This window comes from Streptomyces sp. SudanB5_2050 (genome assembly GCF_964272335.1).
Classification (GTDB): Bacteria; Actinomycetota; Actinomycetes; order Streptomycetales; family Streptomycetaceae; genus Streptomyces; species Streptomyces rochei.
Window position 1 is genome coordinate 1,203,301 of sequence record NZ_OZ186760.1, and the last position, 16,867, is coordinate 1,220,167.

The 16,867-nt window shown below is 73.5% G+C and carries 16 protein-coding genes; 10 read left to right on the top strand and 6 right to left on the bottom strand.

What is annotated here, in order from left to right; translation table 11 throughout:
* Positions 1–48: 48 nt before the first annotated feature.
* Positions 49–741: a phosphatase PAP2 family protein gene (locus ACFZP7_RS05155; RefSeq protein WP_385633960.1), complete on the top strand. Its 693-nt coding sequence runs from the start codon at positions 49–51 to the stop codon at positions 739–741.
* 214 nt (positions 742–955) lie between these two features.
* Positions 956–1,666: a TetR/AcrR family transcriptional regulator gene (locus ACFZP7_RS05160; RefSeq protein ID WP_385633961.1), complete on the top strand. Its 711-nt coding sequence runs from the start codon at positions 956–958 to the stop codon at positions 1,664–1,666.
* On the opposite strand, the gene ACFZP7_RS05165 is transcribed toward ACFZP7_RS05160, so the two are convergent.
* Positions 1,654–3,156: an LVIVD repeat-containing protein gene (locus ACFZP7_RS05165; RefSeq protein WP_125537500.1), complete on the bottom strand. Its 1,503-nt coding sequence runs from the start codon at positions 3,154–3,156 to the stop codon at positions 1,654–1,656. The genes ACFZP7_RS05160 and ACFZP7_RS05165 overlap by 13 nt on opposite strands.
* A gap of 207 nt (positions 3,157–3,363) precedes the next feature.
* Between ACFZP7_RS05165 and ACFZP7_RS05170 the strand changes: the two genes are divergently transcribed.
* On the top strand, positions 3,364–4,023 hold the full coding sequence (locus ACFZP7_RS05170; RefSeq protein WP_019327377.1) for a DUF305 domain-containing protein: 660 nt from the start codon (positions 3,364–3,366) through the stop codon (positions 4,021–4,023).
* Between the two features lie 12 nt (positions 4,024–4,035).
* Here ACFZP7_RS05170 and ACFZP7_RS05175 read toward each other — a convergent pair whose 3' ends face one another.
* Both ACFZP7_RS05175 and ACFZP7_RS05180 read right to left on the bottom strand, forming a co-directional pair.
* Positions 4,036–4,491 (bottom strand): DUF6214 family protein, encoded by a 456-nt coding sequence (locus tag ACFZP7_RS05175; RefSeq protein ID WP_086875454.1) that lies wholly within the window; start codon positions 4,489–4,491, stop codon positions 4,036–4,038.
* A gap of 178 nt (positions 4,492–4,669) precedes the next feature.
* Complete coding sequence (locus tag ACFZP7_RS05180) at positions 4,670–5,032, bottom strand: transcriptional regulator (protein WP_019327379.1); 363 nt, start codon at positions 5,030–5,032, stop codon at positions 4,670–4,672.
* Between the two features lie 177 nt (positions 5,033–5,209).
* Between ACFZP7_RS05180 and ACFZP7_RS05185 the strand changes: the two genes are divergently transcribed.
* On the top strand, positions 5,210–6,298 hold the full coding sequence (locus tag ACFZP7_RS05185) for an NADH:flavin oxidoreductase/NADH oxidase (RefSeq protein ID WP_355517616.1): 1,089 nt from the start codon (positions 5,210–5,212) through the stop codon (positions 6,296–6,298).
* A 188-nt stretch (positions 6,299–6,486) separates the two neighbouring features.
* Positions 6,487–7,290, top strand: a complete 804-nt coding sequence (locus ACFZP7_RS05190; RefSeq protein ID WP_385633962.1) for a pectate lyase — start codon at positions 6,487–6,489, stop codon at positions 7,288–7,290.
* A gap of 32 nt (positions 7,291–7,322) precedes the next feature.
* Here the strand turns inward: ACFZP7_RS05190 and ACFZP7_RS05195 are convergent, their stop codons facing one another.
* Complete coding sequence (locus ACFZP7_RS05195) at positions 7,323–8,075, bottom strand: PaaX family transcriptional regulator C-terminal domain-containing protein (RefSeq protein ID WP_127442270.1); 753 nt, start codon at positions 8,073–8,075, stop codon at positions 7,323–7,325.
* Positions 8,076–8,147: 72 nt separating this feature from the next.
* Here ACFZP7_RS05195 and ACFZP7_RS05200 point away from each other — a divergent pair, with 72 nt between their 5' ends.
* The 5 genes from ACFZP7_RS05200 to ACFZP7_RS05220 all read left to right on the top strand — a co-directional run bounded on the left by ACFZP7_RS05200 (position 8,148) and on the right by ACFZP7_RS05220 (position 13,919).
* The gene (locus tag ACFZP7_RS05200; protein ID WP_385633963.1) at positions 8,148–9,830 is read left to right on the top strand and encodes an acyl-CoA dehydrogenase family protein; all 1,683 of its coding nucleotides are present in this window, start codon (positions 8,148–8,150) and stop codon (positions 9,828–9,830) included.
* A 141-nt stretch (positions 9,831–9,971) separates the two neighbouring features.
* Complete coding sequence (locus ACFZP7_RS05205; RefSeq protein ID WP_029393768.1) at positions 9,972–11,126, top strand: sialidase family protein; 1,155 nt, start codon at positions 9,972–9,974, stop codon at positions 11,124–11,126.
* Positions 11,127–11,196: 70 nt separating this feature from the next.
* Positions 11,197–11,874 (top strand): uracil-DNA glycosylase, encoded by a 678-nt coding sequence (locus ACFZP7_RS05210; protein ID WP_029393769.1) that lies wholly within the window; start codon positions 11,197–11,199, stop codon positions 11,872–11,874.
* The gene (locus ACFZP7_RS05215) at positions 11,871–12,857 is read left to right on the top strand and encodes an N-acetylglucosamine kinase (RefSeq protein WP_385633964.1); all 987 of its coding nucleotides are present in this window, start codon (positions 11,871–11,873) and stop codon (positions 12,855–12,857) included. Before ACFZP7_RS05210 ends, ACFZP7_RS05215 begins: the two co-directional genes overlap by 4 nt.
* 138 nt (positions 12,858–12,995) lie before the next feature.
* Positions 12,996–13,919 carry a sirohydrochlorin chelatase gene (locus ACFZP7_RS05220; RefSeq protein WP_127436529.1) on the top strand — a complete coding sequence of 308 codons (924 nt, stop codon included), beginning with the start codon at positions 12,996–12,998 and terminating at the stop codon, positions 13,917–13,919.
* A gap of 145 nt (positions 13,920–14,064) precedes the next feature.
* On the opposite strand, the gene ACFZP7_RS05225 is transcribed toward ACFZP7_RS05220, so the two are convergent.
* Together ACFZP7_RS05225 and ACFZP7_RS05230 are read right to left on the bottom strand one after the other, a co-directional pair.
* Entirely contained in the window at positions 14,065–15,096 is a 1,032-nt protein-coding gene (locus tag ACFZP7_RS05225; protein WP_031018720.1) for a lactonase family protein, read from the bottom strand.
* 159 nt (positions 15,097–15,255) lie between these two features.
* Positions 15,256–16,746 carry an FUSC family protein gene (locus ACFZP7_RS05230; RefSeq protein WP_192341610.1) on the bottom strand — a complete coding sequence of 497 codons (1,491 nt, stop codon included), beginning with the start codon at positions 16,744–16,746 and terminating at the stop codon, positions 15,256–15,258.
* Positions 16,747–16,867: the final 121 nt, after the last annotated feature.

Here is a 16,867-nt window from a genome sequence, read left to right on the forward strand (position 1 = left end):
CGCCGGGTGAATTGGTTTCGAACCCTCCGCTTCGGCGAGTATCGCACCATGCAGACGCACCCCGTCGACTCCCCGCCCCGTCCCCCGCGGCCCCGCACCGCGCTCCGCGTCACCTGGACGCTGGCCGTGTGCTCCGCGCTGCTGCTCACCCTCGTGGCCCTCGAATGGCGTCCGCTGATCGACCTGGACGACGACATCGCCGGCACGACGCACCGCTGGGCGGTCGAGGAGCCGGGCATCACGCACGCCATGCGGATCCTCACCGACTGGGTGTGGGACACCTGGACCATGCGGCTGCTGTGCGCGGCGGTGGTGCTGTGGCTGTGGTTCCGGCGCGGGGACCGGTGGACGGCCGTGTGGCTGGGGGCGGCGTGCCTGCTGGGAAGTCTGCTGCAGCAGCTCCTCAAGGCGGCCGTGGACCGCGCCCGTCCCGTCTGGCCCGACCCCGTGGACTCGGCGCACTTCGCGGCCTTCCCGTCGGGGCACGCGATGACCGCCACGTTCGTGTGCGGCCTGCTCGTCTGGCTGGTCCACCACTACGGTGCCGCCGACGGCGTGCGCCGCGCCGCCCTGGCCGCGGCGGTGGTCTCCGTGGCCGGCGTCGGGGTGACCCGGGTCTGGCTGGGCGTCCACTGGGCCACGGACGTCCTCGGCGGCTGGCTCCTGGGCGCCCTGGTGGTGGCCCTCGCGGCACTCGTCCACCGGCGCCGTCGACCCGGGACCGTTGCGTCGACGCCGTAGGCCGCGTCCCTGTCGGCCGGCGCGGCGTCTCGTCCTCCGTGGTGGGGAGGGTTCGCCGATCGTCTCCGTAGCCCGAGGCAACCACCCGAGGTGCCCGTCCGCCTCGGACGATCCCCCGTGTCGCCCGAGGCAGACGGTGGCCGGACCGGACACCAGGTCCGTCCGCCTGCGCCGAGTATAGTTGGCTGTCGGCCAGTCAACGCAGGAGTAAAGGATGTCCCCGCGCAGCGCCTCGGTCAATGAAGAGTTGCGCAGGCGTTCCAAGGAGCGGCTCCTGCAGGCGGCGGTCGAGCTGGTGGGCGAGCACGGGTACGAGGCCACCACCCTGGGTGCCATCGCCGACCGCGCCGGCTCCGCACGCGGCCTGGTCTCGTACTACTTCCCCGGCAAGCGCCAGCTCGTGCAGTCGGCCGTGCACCGGCTGATGCACCGCACGCTGGAGGAGGCGCTGGAGCGCGAGCCCCGTACCGACGAGGGCGCGGAGCGGATGGCACGGGCCATCGACGCGATCCTGGGCCTCGCCCGCGAGCGGCCGGTCCTCATGCGCCAGCACATGGCGGGGCTGCTCCAGGCCGAGGTCGGCTTCGTGCCGTGCCCGGAGCAACGGCGGCTGGCGGAGCTGCTGCGGGACACCGTGGCCCGGCACGGTTCGCGGGACGTCGACCGCGACTACCCGATGCTGCGGGCGCTGCTGATGGGCGCCGTGTTCGCCGCCCTGGTGCCGGGGGTGCCGATGCCCGTGCCGGTGCTGCGCGCCGAGCTGTTCAAGCGCTACCGGCTGGCCTGGGAGCTGGGTGTCCCGCCGGACGCCGCGGCGCCCGACGGGACCTCGTGCGACACGGACCTGTCGCGGTTCTTCGCGACCGGGGTGTCCGGCCGGCCGCTCCCGCAGGACCCGGCCGGCCGCACGGCTCAGTCGAAGTAGTCCGGCTGCGTCTGCGTGTTCAGCTCACGCAGGTGGACCCGCTTGGCGGGGTCGGTGCGCCGGTCGCTGAGCTTGAGGACGTCGAAGCCCTTCGCCATGTCGTTCGAGTAGATGTAGCCGTTGTAGTAGTACGCCGACCAGGAGCCGCCCGTGGAGATGGCCTCCGTGCTCAGCGGCCCGCGCTCGAAGTAGGCGATCTCCTTCGGACGCGAGGAGTCGGTGAACTCCCAGACCGAGACACCTCCCTGGTACCAGGCCTGGACCATGATGTCCTTGCCCTTGACCGGGATCAGCGAGCCGTTGTGGGCCACGCAGTTCTCGGTGTCCGCCTGGTGGCGGGGGATCTTGAAGTAGCTGCGGAAGACCAGCTTGCGGTGGTCGCCCCGGCCGACGATGTCGTAGATGCCGTCGGCGCCGCGGTTCGGGCCGATCTCCGCGTTGCAGGTGGCGGCACCGCCGCCGCCCAGCTCGTCGGTGAAGACGACCTTGTTCGCGCCCTGGTTGAAGGTGGCCGAGTGCCAGAAGGCGAAGTTGACGTTGTCCTGGACCCGGTCGATGACCTTCGGCCGCTCGGGGTCCTCGATGGAGAACAGGATGCCGTCGCCCATGCAGGCGCCCGCCGCCAGGTCCTTCGAGGGCAGCACGGTGATGTCGTGGCAGCCGGTGGTCTTGGAGACGCCCGGGTTGGTCGGCCCGCCCGGGTTGCCGCCGCCGTCGGGGCCCTCACCCGGGAACAGCACCGGGAAGTCCACCACGGCCGCCCGCTCGGGCGCCTTGCGCGGCACCTTGATGACGGAGATGCCGTCGTGCGGGGGCTGGCAGTCCGGGTACGCGGCGTTCGGCGAGTACGAGGAGACGTAGATGTAGACGTTCTTGCGCTCGGGCACCAGCGTGTGGGTGTGGGAACCGCAGGCGGTCTCGACGGCCGCCACGTACTTCGGGTTCCGCTTGTCGCTGATGTCGAAGACCTTCATGCCCTCCCAGGAGGACTTCTCGGTCGCCGGCTGGGTGGTGCTGTTGCAACTGCTGTCGCTGCGCGAGGAGTCGGTCGACAGGAACAGCAGGTCGCCGGAGACGGAGATGTCGTTCTGCGAGCCGGGGCACAGCACCTGGGCGACGGTCTTCGGCTTCTTCGGGTTGCTGATGTCGAAGATGCGGAAGCCGTCGTAGTTGCCGGCGAAGGCGTACCGGCCCTGGAAGGCCAGGTCCGAGTTGGTGCCGGGCAGCGCGTCCTTGGGGATGTTGGCCAGGTGCTCGATGTTGTCCGAGTGGACCACCTGGTCCTGGCCGGGTATCTCGCCGCCCTGGATGGCGTCGCGCACTTCGGCGCGCGCGCTCTTGGACACCTCCTTCGACGTCGCCGGGGCGTCTCCGGGGTCCGGGGTCGCCACGGCCGGACCGGCCGTGAGCAGCGCGGACAGGAGACCGGCGGCGACCGCCGCGACTCCCAGACGTCTGCGCCGCGTTCGCGGGTCGTTCAACAGGATCACTGTTTCCTCCCTACGTCCGTTCCGTCGGAACGGCTCACGCACCCCGCAGTATCGTCTTCGCCATGCACATACCAACAGGGGGCAACAGGATCGCAATGAAGTTTTTTGATCAGTGGCACGCGGAAGCGTGCTAAGACGGTCATCGCACTCACGAGGTGCTCCGCGTCGCTTCCCCCTTGGGGGCACCCCCAGTCACAGGAGGTCGTTGTGCCCTTCCGCCCCGCGTCGACCCGCGCGTCGCTCGTCACGGCCGCGCTGACCGCCTTGGCCGTGCTCGGGCTCGGGGCCTGCGATTCCGGCCCGGACGGCGGGACCGCGAACGCGGCCGGGCCCTCGGTGATCGCCCCCGGCGAGCCGGGCGGGGGCAACCGCACCCTGTCCGCCGAGGAGGCCGAGAAGCAGCGCGCCGACGACGACTCCCCCAACTCGGCGGACGTGTCGTACGCGCGGATGATGATCCAGCACCACGCCCAGGCCCTGGAGATGACCGAACTGGTGCCTCGCCAGGCGGCGTCCGGCCGGGTGAAGAAGCTCGCCGAGCGCATCTCGGCGGCACAGGGGCCGGAGATCCAGGCGATGAAGGGCTGGCTGAAGAGCCACGGCAAGGAGGAGAGCGGCGGCGGTCACGACCACCACGCCGGGATGCCGGGGATGGCGACCGAGGCCCAGCTGGAGAAGCTGCGCAAGGCACGGGGCAAGGCCTTCGACCAGCTCTTCCTGACGCTGATGATCACCCATCACGAAGGCGCGATCAGCATGGCCACGGACGTCAAGTCGCAGGGCAACAACGTGCAGGTGGAGGAGATGGCCGACGACGTGGTGGCTCAGCAGACCAGCGAGATCTCCCGGATGCGCGGGATGCTCTGACGCCCCGCCACCTCAGCGCCGTGCGCGGCGCGGACTCAGGAAGCCGTCGTCGCGGGCTTGCCCGATCAGCCTGAGCGACCTGCGCCGGCTGTGCCCGGTCGCGCGCATCACCGCCAGGACCGGGTCACCGCCCTCCTCCCGGGCGGCCCGGTACCGCTCGGCGACGAGCCGACGCTCCTCCCTGCCGCCCGGCCGGGCGGGCCGGGCCCGCCGCGCCGCGACCGGCGCCGCACCGGCGCAGGGCGGCAGGCAGGCGGCGAGCAGCGGGTGCTCGAGCCATTCGGCGAGCACGGCCAGGTCGTCGAGGGAGAGCGGGGGCTGCGCCCGTACGTCCTCGATCCGCACCCCCCGGTGGGACAGCACGGCGAGCGCCTCCAGCCGCGCACCGTCGGCGAAGCTCAGCCGGACGTCGAACCACGAGGCGTCGCCGGCGCCTTCGCGCACCACCCAGGTCTGCCGCACGGACACCTCGCCGTCGTCCGGACAGCGATCGGAAAGCTGAAGAGAACGATCAACGAAGGATGCGTCGAGCATACACGGAACGTAACCGCATGATCACATTCCATACGAACAGAACACGCGCGGGAGGCGGACCGTTCACCGGCCGCAGCACCCTGTCGGCGTACGGGCCGAGGGGAGGCGCCGGTCAGCCGGTGCCGACGCGGGCGGCCTGGCGGGCCGCGGCGGCCAGCAGGGCGTCGAGCAGCCCCGGGAAGAGGACGTCCAGGTCGTCCCTGCGCAGGCCGTTCATCTTGGCCGTGCCCCGGTAGGTCTGCCGGATCACTCCGCTCTCGCGCAGCACCCGGAAGTGGTGCGTGGTCGTGGACTTGGTGACCGGCAGGTCGAAGTGGGAGCAGGAGAAGAGCGCGTCGCTGTCGGCGGCGAGGTCGCGCACGATGCGCAGCCGCACCGGGTCGGAGAGCGCGTGCAGCACGTCCTCCAACCGGATGTCGTCCCGTGCCGGATGGGGCAGGTCGCGGGTACCGGCGGCGGTGGCGGCGGGGGTCACGGCGGCTCCAGTCGTCCGGGAGGGGGACCGCCGGCCGGCGGGGCCCCTCGAAGGTCTTCATTGTACGAAGGTCGCCGTAGTTTGACACCTGCCGTACTACGAGGGCTATCGTACGAGCCGTACCCCCTTCCCGGACCACCCGGCCACCCGGCCGCTCGACCAAGGGAGCAGTCCGCCATGAGCGCCCTCTTCCAGCCTCTCCAGCTGCGGGACACCACGATTCCGAACCGGGTCTGGATGCCTCCCATGTGCCAGTACTCCGCCGCGCCGGAGGGGCCCCTGGCGGGCGTGCCCGGCGACTGGCACTTCGCGCACTACGGCGCCCGCGCGGTCGGCGGCACCGGACTGATCATCGTCGAGGCCACCGGCGTGTCGCCCGAGGGCCGGATCTCCCCGCAGGACCTGGGCCTGTGGAACGACACCCAGGCCGACGCCTTCCGCAGGATCACGGACTTCCTGCGGTCGCAGGGGACCGTGCCGGCGATCCAGCTGGCCCACGCGGGCCGCAAGGCGTCGACCGCGCAGCCGTGGAAGGGCGGGGCCCCCGTGGGCCCCGACGCGCACGGCTGGCAGCCCGCGGCCCCGAGCGCGCTGGCGTTCGACGAGCGGCATCCGGTGCCGACCGAGCTGACGACGGCGCAGATCGAGGAGATCGTCGGGCAGTTCGCGGACGCGGCCCGCCGCGCGCTGGCGGCCGGCTTCGAGATCGTCGAGATCCACGGCGCCCACGGCTACCTGATCCACGAGTTCCTGTCGCCGCACTCCAACCACCGCACCGACGCCTACGGCGGTTCGTACGAGAACCGCACCCGCTTCGCCCTCGAAGTCGTCGACGCGGTCCGGGCGGTGTGGCCGGACGACAAGCCGCTGTTCTTCCGGATCTCGGCGACCGACTGGCTGGAGGAGGGCGGCTGGACGCCCGACGACACCGTGCGCTTCGCCACCGACCTCCAGGCCCACGGCATCGACCTGCTCGACGTCTCCACCGGGGGCAACGTGCCGCGCGTCCGCATCCCCACCGGCCCCGGCTACCAGGTGCCGTTCGCCGCGCGCGTCAAGGCCGGTACCACCCTGCCCGTCGCCGCCGTCGGCCTGATCACCGACGTCCGGCAGGCCGAGAAAATCCTGGCCAACGACGAGGCCGACGCCGTGCTCCTCGGCCGCGAGCTGCTGCGCAGCCCGTCCTGGGCGCAGCAGGCGGCCCGGGAGCTGGGCGACATGGGCGACACGGTCCGCATGCCGGACCAGTACGGCTGGGGCATGTGAGACGGAGTCGTGCGCGAGGCGTTGACTAGAAAGCGCTTGCCCTCTACGGTCCGTTCATCAGCATGACCGTCACGGGCGCTGCGAGGCCTCAAGAGCCCGGCAGCGCCCGTGACACCGGACAACATCCTGAACAACGTTCATGTACATGTTCCGTTCCACCCCCACTCCCTGACGGAAGGGACCAGAACATGACCGCTGCGACACACCCCCACGCGCGGTGGCGCGCCGCGACCGGCACGCTGGCCGCCCTCGGCCTCTCGGTTGGCATGCTCATGACTTCCGGGGCGTCATCGGCCCAGGCCACCACCTGGCCGACCCCCAACGGCAGCCAGGGCGTCTCCTCCACCATCTCGGTCTCCGGCACCAAGGACTACGGGATGAAGCGCCTCTACGGCACCGGCGACCTGGGCTCCGGGGGCCAGGACGAGGACCAGGGGCCGATCCTGGAACTGGCCCCGGGCGCCGTCCTGAAGAACGTGATCCTCGGCGCGCCGGCCGCCGACGGCATCCACTGCAAGGGCAGTTGCACGCTGCAGAACGTCTGGTGGGAGGACGTCGGCGAGGACGCGGCGACCTTCCGCGGCTCCTCGTCGTCGAACGTCTACACCGTGACCGGGGGCGGCGCCAAGGAGGCCGGCGACAAGGTGTTCCAGTTCAACGGCGCCGGCACGCTCAACGTGTCGAACTTCGCCGTCAAGAACTTCGGCACCTTCGTCCGCTCCTGCGGCAACTGCTCGACGCAGTACAAGCGCACGATCAACCTCGACACCATCGAGGTGAGCTGGAAGGGCAGCCGGATCGCCGGGATCAACACCAACTACGGCGACAGCGCGACCCTGCGCAACATCACGATCGTCGGGGACGGCGACAGGAAGATCGTCCCGTGCCAGAAGTACATCGGCAACGACGACGGCGACGAGCCGGACTCGAACGGCTCGGGCCCCGACGGCACCCACTGCAAGTACACGTCGTCGGACATCACCTACAGGTGACGCGCCCCGTCGGCGCGTGACCCCGCAGCCGGTCAGCCCCGGGCGTCCGTGGCCCGGAGCTGACCGGCCTGCTCCCGCCGGAAGCGCTCGTAGGCGTCGCGCAGGGCCGGGCCCGGCCAGTCGCCCGGCAGCAGTTCCGGGGGCAGGACGGGGTCGGCGAGCAGATGGCGCACGACGGCGGCGAAGGCGGTGAGCCGGTCGGCCGGCCGCCGTGCCCGGTCGACCCGGGCGAGCAGTTCCCGGGCCGTGGCGGACCAGGCGTCCAGCGGCCACAGCCGGGCGGCGAGTTCGCGGCCCGGACGCGCGGGGCGGCAGACGTACGCGTCGGCCACCCGGTCCAGGTCGGCCGGCAGCGGACGGCGGAGATTGGCCGGGCGCAGCCAGACGCCCTCGCGGACCTCGGCCAGGCGCAGGGCGGTCAGCCGGGCGCGCAGATCGGCGCGTTCGGCGGGGCCGCGCCCCGTCGCGGTGACCACGACCATCTCCCAGTCGTCCCGCCACGCGCGGGTGTGCGGGCGCACGGCCTCGTCCTGGCGGCGCTGGCGCTCCAGCAGCCGCTCGCTGAGGCGGTAGCCGGCCTCCGTACGCCGCAGGTCACCGGCGGCGGTCATCCGGCTGAGGGCCGCGCGCACGGTGGACCCGCCGACACCGAAGCCCTCCACCAGCCGCACCAGCTCGCGGGCGGACAGTTCGGGGGGATGCGTACCGAGGAGGAGGCTCAGCACGACCGACCGCGCGGACAGCGGACGCAGCGCGGGGTCGCCCGGGGACGCGGAGCCGTTCATGGGCCGTACTGTACGTGCACCCCTCTGTTGCACTATTGCTGCGACCGCAGCGCCGGTGCAACACTCGACCTCATGACGACACTCACGCAGGAGCCGTACGAGGAGTCCGCGGGCCGTCCGGTGGGGTACGCCACGCACGACGTCACCAACCAGCCCCCTCCCCTGGCCCCCTACGACGCCTCCGCGGACACGGCCCTGCTGGAGGGCGTGCGGCGGGAGGGCGCCGGATGGGCCGAGGAGGAGCTGCGGCGGCTCGGCCTGCGGGCGGGCAGCGCCCAGGCCCAGGAGTGGGGCGACCTGGCCAACCGCCACGAGCCCGTGCTGCGCACCCACGACCGGTACGGCAACCGGATCGACGAGGTCGAGTACCACCCCAGCTGGCACCACCTGATGCGGGTGGCCGTCGGCGAGGGGCTGGCCGGCTCGGCGTGGGCGGACGAGCGGCCGGGGGCCCACGTCGCCCGGACCGCCGGCGGACTGGTGTGGGGGCACACCGAGGCGGGGCACGGCTGTCCCACGTCGATGACCTACGCCGCCGTGCCCGCGCTGCGCGCCGAGCCGGAGCTGACGAAGGTCTACGAGCCGCTGCTGACCAGCCGGGAGTACGAGCCGGGGCTGCGGCCGCCCACCGGGAAGCGGGGCCTGCTGGCCGGCATGGGGATAACGGAGAAGCAGGGCGGCTCCGACGTCCGCACGAACACCACCGCGGCCACCCCGACCGCCGAGTCCGGGGTGTACACGCTGCGCGGGCACAAGTGGTTCACGTCGGCGCCGATGTGCGACGTGTTCCTGGTGCTGGCCCAGGCCCCCGGGGGCCTGTCGTGCTTCCTGGTCCCGCGCGTCCTGCCCGACGGCACCCGCAACACCTTCCGCGTCCAGCGCCTCAAGGACAAGCTCGGCAACCGCTCCAACGCGTCGTCCGAGCCCGAGTTCGACGGGACGGTCGCCTGGCTGGTCGGGCCCGAGGGGCAGGGCGTCAAGACGATCATCGAGATGGTCAACTGCACCCGGCTGGACTGCGTGATGGCCTCGGCGACGCTGATGCGCAAGACGCTCGTCGAGGCGGGACATCACGTACGGCACCGCGGCGCGTTCGGTGCCCGCCTGGTCGACCAGCCCCTGATGCGCAACGTCCTGGCCGACCTCGCGCTGGAGTCGGAGGCGGCGACGACGCTCACGCTGCGGCTGGCGGGCGCGGCGGACCGGGCGGTGCGCGGGGACGCCGGGGAGGCCGCCTTCCGGCGGATCGCCACCGCCGTCGGCAAGTACTGGGTGACCAAGAGGGGCCCCGCGTTCACCGCCGAGGCCCTGGAGTGCCTGGGCGGCAACGGCTATGTGGAGGAGTCGGGCATGCCCCGCCACTACCGCGAGGCACCGCTTCTGTCGATCTGGGAGGGCTCGGGGAACGTCAACGCCCTGGACGTGCTGCGGGCGCTGGGCCGCTCGCCCGAGACCGCGCACGCCCTCTTCGGCGAACTCGCCCTCGCCCGGGGCGCGGACGCCCGGCTGGACGCCGCCGTGGCCCGGCTGGAGTCGGGACTGGCGGAGGCGTCCGAGACGGGGGCCCGCCGCCTGGTGGAGCTGATGGCCCTCACCCTCCAGGGCTCCCTGCTGGTCCGCCACGCCCCGCCCGCCGTGGCCGACGCGTTCTGCGCGAGCCGGCTCGGCGGCGACTGGGGGCACGCCTTCGGCACGCTGCCGGCCGGGGCGGACCTCGGCGGCATCCTGGAGCGGGCGCTGCCGCCGCGGGCCTGAAGCGGCCGCCACGGGCCTGAAGCCGCCGCCACGGGCCTGAAGCCGCCGCCACGGCCTCGGAGCGGACCGCGCCCCTGTCCTCCGCGAGCGCGACATCACCGCCGTGACCTGCGGCGTCACCCTTTCCAGAGGTGACTGTCAGTGGTGGGGTGCAGACTGGCCCGTGTCCGAGACGAAGGCGTCGACGAGGACGCCGCGGAGGTGATCGGCATGACCGAGGTACTGCTCGCCGTGGGCACCCGCAAGGGCCTGTTCATCGGGCGCCGGCGGGGTGGCACCTGGGAGTTCGACGAGAGTCCCTACTTCAACGCGCAGGCGGTGTACTCGGTCGCCCTCGACACCCGCGGCGACACCCCGCGGCTGCTGGCCGGCGGCGACAGCGCGCACTGGGGGCCGTCGGTGTTCCACTCCGACGACCTGGGGCGGACCTGGACCGAGCCCGCCCAGCCCGCGGTCAAGTTCCCCAAGGAGACCGGTGCTTCGCTGGAGCGGGTGTGGCAGCTGCACCCGGCCGCCGCGGAGCCGGACGTGGTCTACGCGGGCACGGAACCGGCCGCGCTGTACCGGTCGGAGGACCGGGGCGAGAGCTTCGAGCTGGTCCGGCCCCTGTGGGAGCACCCCACGCGCTCGCAGTGGGTGCCGGGCGGCGGTGGCGAGGGGCTGCACACCGTCCTCACCGACGCCCGGGACCCGGAGTCCGTCACGGTCGCCGTGTCGACCGCGGGCGTCTTCCGCACCACGGACGGCGGCGCGAGCTGGGCGCCGTCCAACTCCGGTGTCTCCGCGGTCTTCCTGCCGGACCCGAACCCGGAGTTCGGCCAGTGCGTGCACAAGGTGGCCCGGGACGCGGCGACCCCGGACCGGCTCTACCTGCAGAACCACTGGGGCGTGTACCGCAGCGACGACTCCGGCGCGCACTGGACGGACATCGGCGAGGGGCTGCCGTCGACGTTCGGCTTCGCGGTGGCCGCCCACCCGCACCGCGGCGACACGGCGTACGTCTTCCCGATCAACGCCGACGCCGACCGGGTCCCGGCGGACCGCCGCTGCCGGGTCTTCCGCACGGCCGACGCGGGCAAGAGCTGGGAGCCGCTGTCGGCGGGACTGCCGCAGGAGGACCACTACGGCACGGTGCTGCGCGACGCGCTGTGCACCGACGACGCGGAGCGGGCCGGCGTCTACTTCGGCAACCGCAACGGCGAGGTGTTCGCTTCGGACGACGACGGCGACAGCTGGCGGCAGTTGGCCTCCCACCTGCCGGACGTGCTGTGCGTGCGGGCCGCGGTCGTCGGATGAACCGGACCGGGGGGACCGGCCGCCGCCACCGGTTGATCGGCGTCACCCGTACGGCAGTAGGGTGACGCCCGTGGCACCACGACCCTTGCACGAAATCGTCGAAGCGGGCTGGGCGAAGGCCCTGGAACCCGTCGCCGGGCGGATCACCGCGATGGGTGAGTTCCTGCGCGCGGAGATCGCCGCCGGACGCACCTACCTCCCCGCCGGGGCGCATGTACTGCGGGCCTTCCAACAGCCCTTCGACGACGTCCGCGTACTGATCGTCGGACAGGACCCCTACCCGACCCCGGGGCACGCGGTGGGGCTGTCGTTCTCGGTCGCGCCCGAGGTGCGTCCGCTGCCCGGCAGCCTCGTCAACATCTTCCGGGAACTGCACACCGACCTGAATCTCCCGCAGCCCTCCAGCGGGGACCTGACCCCGTGGACCGAGCAGGGTGTTCTGCTGCTCAACAGGGCGCTCACCACGGCCCCGCGCAAGCCCGCCGCCCACCGCGGCAAGGGCTGGGAGGAGGTCACCGAGCAGGCGATACGCGCTCTGGCGGCACGCGGGAAGCCGATGGTGTCCATCCTGTGGGGACGCGACGCCCGCAATCTGCGCCCGCTGCTCGGCGACCTCCCGGCGGTCGAGTCCGCGCACCCGTCGCCGATGTCGGCCGACCGGGGATTCTTCGGGTCCCGTCCGTTCAGCCGGGCCAACGACCTGCTGGTCCGCCTGGGAGGTCAGCCGGTCGACTGGCGCCTGCCGTGACGCCCGGCTTCCTGGCCGTGGACTCCGGCGGCTCGGGGCTGCGGGTCGTCCTCGGCACGGCCGGTGGCGACGGGGACGGCCCACGGGTCCTCGGACGGCGCGCGTCGCGGGAGGCGGTCCGCACCGGCGCGCGCGGCATCGACCCCGGGCATCTGCTGGGGCAGCTGCTGCCCATGGCGGAGTCGCTGCGGGAGGAGACCGGTGTCGTCCGGATCGGCACCGTGGTCGTCGGGGCCGCGGGGCTGGCCACCCTGGGCGACGCCCTGCGCGCCGAGATGCCGGGTGCCCTGGCCCGGGACCTGGGCGTGCGGACGGTCGCCCTGGTCGCGGACGCGGTGACCGCGTACGTCGGCGCCCTCGGCCCGCGGACGGGCGCCGTGGTGGCCGCCGGTACGGGCCTGATCGCGACCGGTACGGACCTGGAGCGCTGGTACCGGGCGGACGGCTGGGGCCATCTGCTGGGCGACTGCGGCGGCGGGGCCTGGATCGGACGGGCCGGGCTGGAGGCGGCGTTGCGCGCCCACGACGGGCGCCCGGGCGGTTCGGCGGCGCTGCTGGCCCGGGCCGAGGAGCGGTTCGGGCCGGTGGCGGGGCTGCCCGGCCGGATCTATCCGCGTACCGACCGTCCCGCCGTCCTCGCCTCGTTCGCGCCGGAGGTGGCCGCCTGCGCGGCCGGTGACCCGGTCGCCGCGGACGTCCTGCGGGCCGCCGCCCGGCACATGGCGGATTCGGCGGCCGCGGTGTGTCCGCCCGGGGGCGAGCCCCTGGTCGCCGTCACCGGTGGACTGCTGAAGCTGGGCGACGCCCTGGCCGTGCCGCTGGAGGAGGAGCTGGCGAAGCGGCTCCCGCACGCGCGGCGGACGGCCGCCGAGGGTGATCCACTGCACGGTTCGGTGCGGATCGCGAGCGACCTGGCGACCGGCTCGTTCACCCTTCCGGGTGATGAAAAAATGCTGTGGGTGACGGCTGACCCGGACGGCTGAGAATCGGTCCTCCACCGAGGTGAATCGTGCCGATGTCGGCCGATCCGTACATCACTCTTCAGACAAAACCGGACGGATACCGCTCACCTGCACCCTCCCCGAACAGGGAAACCCAGGAAACCAGTAACATGCGGCGCCATGAGCTCCCCCACTGGGCCCGCGTCCGGCCTGCCAGTACGAATGCCGCGCCCCCGCCAGCCCGGACGGCACCGCCGTCCCGAACCCCTGGTGGCTCCCGAGGGCGCGCCGGCGCTCGTCCTCGCGGTTCCGGGGACGCCCAGTAGCGCCACCCGTGGCCTCACCGACGAGGTCGTCAGCATCGCCCGTTCGGAACTTCCCGGCCTCGACGCCAGGATCGGCTGGCTCGACGGGGACGACGAGGAGTTCCCCACCCTGTCGACCGTCCTCGCCCGGGCCGCCGAGGAGCGCACCGCCCGCTACGAGCAGGCGGTGGCCGCCGGCCTGGAGGTGAAGGAGCCCGAGGGGCCCGTCGCCGTCGTCGTACCGCTGCTCGCCGGACCGGACAGCGCGCTGCTGCGCCGCATCCGCCAGGCCGTCATGGACAGCAAGGTCGCCGCCGAGCTGACCGACGTGCTCGGCCCGCACCCGCTGCTGGCCGAGGCGCTGCACGTGCGGCTCTCCGAGGCGGGGCTGGCCCGCGCCGACCGGGCCAGGCTCTTCACCGTGGCCACCGCCGCGGACGGCATCATCCTGGCCTCCGTGGGCGGTGACGAGGCCGTGCAGGCGGCCGGGATCACCGGCATGCTGCTCGCGGCCCGTCTGGCCGTGCCGGTGATGGCGGCGGCCCTGGACGAGGAGGGCTCGATCGCGTCCGTGGCCGAGCAGCTGCGTTCCTCGGGTTCCCAGCAGCTGGCGCTCGCGCCGTACCTGATCGGCCCCGAGATCGAGGCGTCCCTGCTGGAGGAGGCGGCCAAGGAGGCGGGCTGCTCCACCTCCGACCCGCTCGGCCCCTATCCGGCGATCGGCAAGCTGACGCTGGCCAAGTACACGACGGCGCTCGGCATCTCGCCGCAGCAGCCCCAGGGCGCACCGGTGCGCTGACGCACCCGGGACATACGGGACCACGGGCCCGCTCCGGCGACGGAGCGGGCCCGTGGTCGTACCCGTGCGGGGGCCGGGCGGGCCGTGGGCCGGTACGGATGGCGCCCCCGGTCCGCCGGGGCACCGTGGCAGTACGGGGGGTGCGTCAGCCGAAGATCACGCAGGAGGCCGCCGGGAGGGCCAGGGAGCCGGCCCGGCGCGGCACCCCGGTCGCCGGATCGAGGGCGAACCAGGTCACGTCGCCGGAGCGCTCGTTCGCCACGTACAGGAAGCCGCCCGACTCGGCGATCTCCCGCGGCCAGTGTCCGCCGCAGGGGACGGTCCCGGTCAGCCGCAGTCCGTCCGGTTCCACGGCGAACACGGACAGGACGTCCTCGCCGCGGGTCGCGGTCCACACGAAGCGGCCGTCGGGCGAGGCCACGATGCCGGACGGGTAGGCGTCACCGGCCGGGGCACCGGGGAGCACCGGCACCTCGGTGAGCGGCTGCAGCACGCCCTCGGCCGCGTCCCAGCGGCAGACGGTGACGGTGGGCGCGAGTTCGTTGACGACGTAGGCGTGGGAGCCGTCGGGGTGGAAGGCCAGGTGCCGCGGCCCGGAGCCGGGGCGCAGCGCGGTCTCCCGGTGCACGGTGAGGGCGCCGTCCGTCAGGGTGCACACCCGCACCGAGTCGGTGCCGAGGTCCACGCTGACGGCCCACCGCCCGCTCGGGTCCGGGCGCACCTGGTGGGCGTGCGGTCCCTGCTGACGCTGGGCGTGCGGGCCCGATCCGGTGTGGCGCAGGACGCCGGAGGCGGCCCGGGCGAGGGTGCCGTCGGCGCGCAGCGGCACGGCGGTGACGCTGCCGGAGCCGTAGTTGGCCGTCAGCACGTGCCCGGCGTGGAGGGCGAGGTGGGTGGGGCCGTCGCCCCCGACGGACACCGGGCGGCCGGCGGGCTCGGGCTTGTCCCCGCTCACGCGGAAGGCGGCGACCGCTCCCTCGGCCGTCTCGCTGACGGCGTAGAGCGTGTTCCCGTCCGGTGCCAGGGCAAGGAAGGACGGGTCGGGCAGGCGGTCGGTGCCGCTGAGGACCGTCAGCTCGCCGGTGCCCGGCGCGACGGCCGCGGTGACGATGCCGGGCCCGCCGGCCGCCGTGAACGACCCGATGAACGCCCGCCGCCGCATGTCGCCGTCTGTCACCAGTGGTCCCTCTCGTCTCGTACCGCCGCGTGCCGGGCCGTCGCCTCCGGCGCCCCGTCGGGTGCCGGACCGACCGGGCCGGCCGATCGCCTGCCCCGGGGCGACGGTAGCAGTCGATCAGTTGCGGTCCGGACCTGGCGAAGGCGCGGGGCGGAGGGCTCAGGCGCCGGCGAGCGGCGAGCCGGAGGGCGCCCGCAGGGGTGCCGCGAGTTCGGTGAGGGCTCGCTCCAGGCCGTGGAGGTGGGCGAGCGCGGGTTCGGCGGTGTGCGCCCCCTGCGCGTGGGCGGGGACGCGGCCGCCCCCGGTGAGCGCCTCGACGGCGGCCTCGACGCGCCAGCAGGCGGCGGCCAGCCGCGCGTCGTGCGAGGCCTCCGGGTCGGCGGCGACGGCGACCAGGCCGCGTATCTCCCGCGCGCAGTCGTCGAGCAGGGCGAGGACGCGCCGGGCGCGGCGCTTGCGGCCGCGCATCGGGTTCAGCGGGTGGACGAGCGGGGACAGGGACAGCCGGACCCGGCCCAGAAGCTGCTCCAGTTCCGCCACCCGGTGCGCGGGGTCGGCGCCCTCGTTGCCGGCGAGACGGGCGGCGGCCTCGGCGGTGCAGGCGTGCACGCAGCGCAGGGCGCGCTGGATCCAGGCGTCGGTGACGGCGTGCGTGGTGACGGGGAGGACGAAGAGCACGGCCAGCGCGGCGCCGAGCGCCCCGACGCCGGTCTCGACGAGCCGCAGGGCGAGCAGCCCGGGGCTGAGGAAGCCCAGCAGGCCGTAGAGCAGTTCGGCGAGCAGGGTGACGCAGAGCATCATCCAGGTGTAGGAGACCGCGGCGGTGTAGAAGATGCCGAAGACGCAGGCGGCGGCGAGCACGGCGGTGGGCACCGCGGCCCCGGCCAGCGGGAAGGCGATCAGGAAGCCGAGACCGATGCCGACGACCGTGCCGAGGACCCGGCGGAAGCCGCGGACCAGCGTCTCGCCGCGCGAGGTGGTGTTGACGAAGACCCACCAGGTGGCGCCGACCGCCCAGTACCAGCGCTGGTCGGACACGAGCTGGCCGACGACCAGCGCGAAGCCGGCGCCCGCGGTGGCCTGGACGGCCTGGCGGGTGGTGATGCGGGCGAGCCCGGTGCCGGCCGGAGGCGCGGGGGCGGCGGGCGGGGGCAGGCGGCGTTCGTAGCACCACAGGCCGAAGCGCACCGCCGCGGCGGTGGCCACGGACAGCAGGACGGCCGCGTACATCTCGGGCAGCCGGTCCGTGGTCGCGTGCAGGAACTGCGCGATGAAGAAGGTCATGAAGGCGAACACGCCGAGGCTGTGTCCGCGCGGGCCCCAGCGCCGGGCGTAGACGCCCGCGCCGACGACGGCGAGGAAGGTGAGGTCCCGCGCCACGGGGAGGTCGTGCAGCGCGGCGGCGGCGGTGAGCACGGGCAGTCCGACGACCGGCAGCAGCGCGGTGGTGACCGCCTGTCCGCGCACGGTGGCGTCGGTGACGGTGAACAGCGCGAGCAGCGCGGCGAGCCCGCCGGTGATCGCGCCCACCAGGGAGGTGCCGGCCACGCCGCAGGCGGCTACGGCCAGCCCGATGCCGAGGACGGCCCGCGCCGCGAAGCGCAGCCGGGACCGTCCCGGGTCCGGGCTCACGAACACCTTCTTCAGCACTGATTACCGCCCCCTCGCCCACCGGCCTCGAGTCACTGGCATGAAAAAGGCGCCGCGGAGTCCGCAGCGCCATCGACCTCCCTATGGGAGCATCCCTTCCACCAGTGGCTCAACAGGCTCC

Excerpts from the sequence above, each read along its gene's own strand:
- ACFZP7_RS05185 (WP_355517616.1), top strand. The coding sequence starts at position 5,210 with ATGAGCGCCCTCTTCCAGCCTCTCCAGCTGCGGGACACCACGATTCCG.
- ACFZP7_RS05195 (WP_127442270.1), bottom strand. The coding sequence starts at position 8,075 with ATGAACGGCTCCGCGTCCCCGGGCGACCCCGCGCTGCGTCCGCTGTCC.
- ACFZP7_RS05220 (WP_127436529.1), top strand. The coding sequence starts at position 12,996 with ATGAGCTCCCCCACTGGGCCCGCGTCCGGCCTGCCAGTACGAATGCCG.
- ACFZP7_RS05155 (WP_385633960.1), top strand. The coding sequence starts at position 49 with ATGCAGACGCACCCCGTCGACTCCCCGCCCCGTCCCCCGCGGCCCCGC.
- ACFZP7_RS05200 (WP_385633963.1), top strand. The coding sequence starts at position 8,148 with ATGACGACACTCACGCAGGAGCCGTACGAGGAGTCCGCGGGCCGTCCG.
- ACFZP7_RS05160 (WP_385633961.1), top strand. The coding sequence starts at position 956 with ATGTCCCCGCGCAGCGCCTCGGTCAATGAAGAGTTGCGCAGGCGTTCC.
- ACFZP7_RS05190 (WP_385633962.1), top strand. The coding sequence starts at position 6,487 with ATGACCGCTGCGACACACCCCCACGCGCGGTGGCGCGCCGCGACCGGC.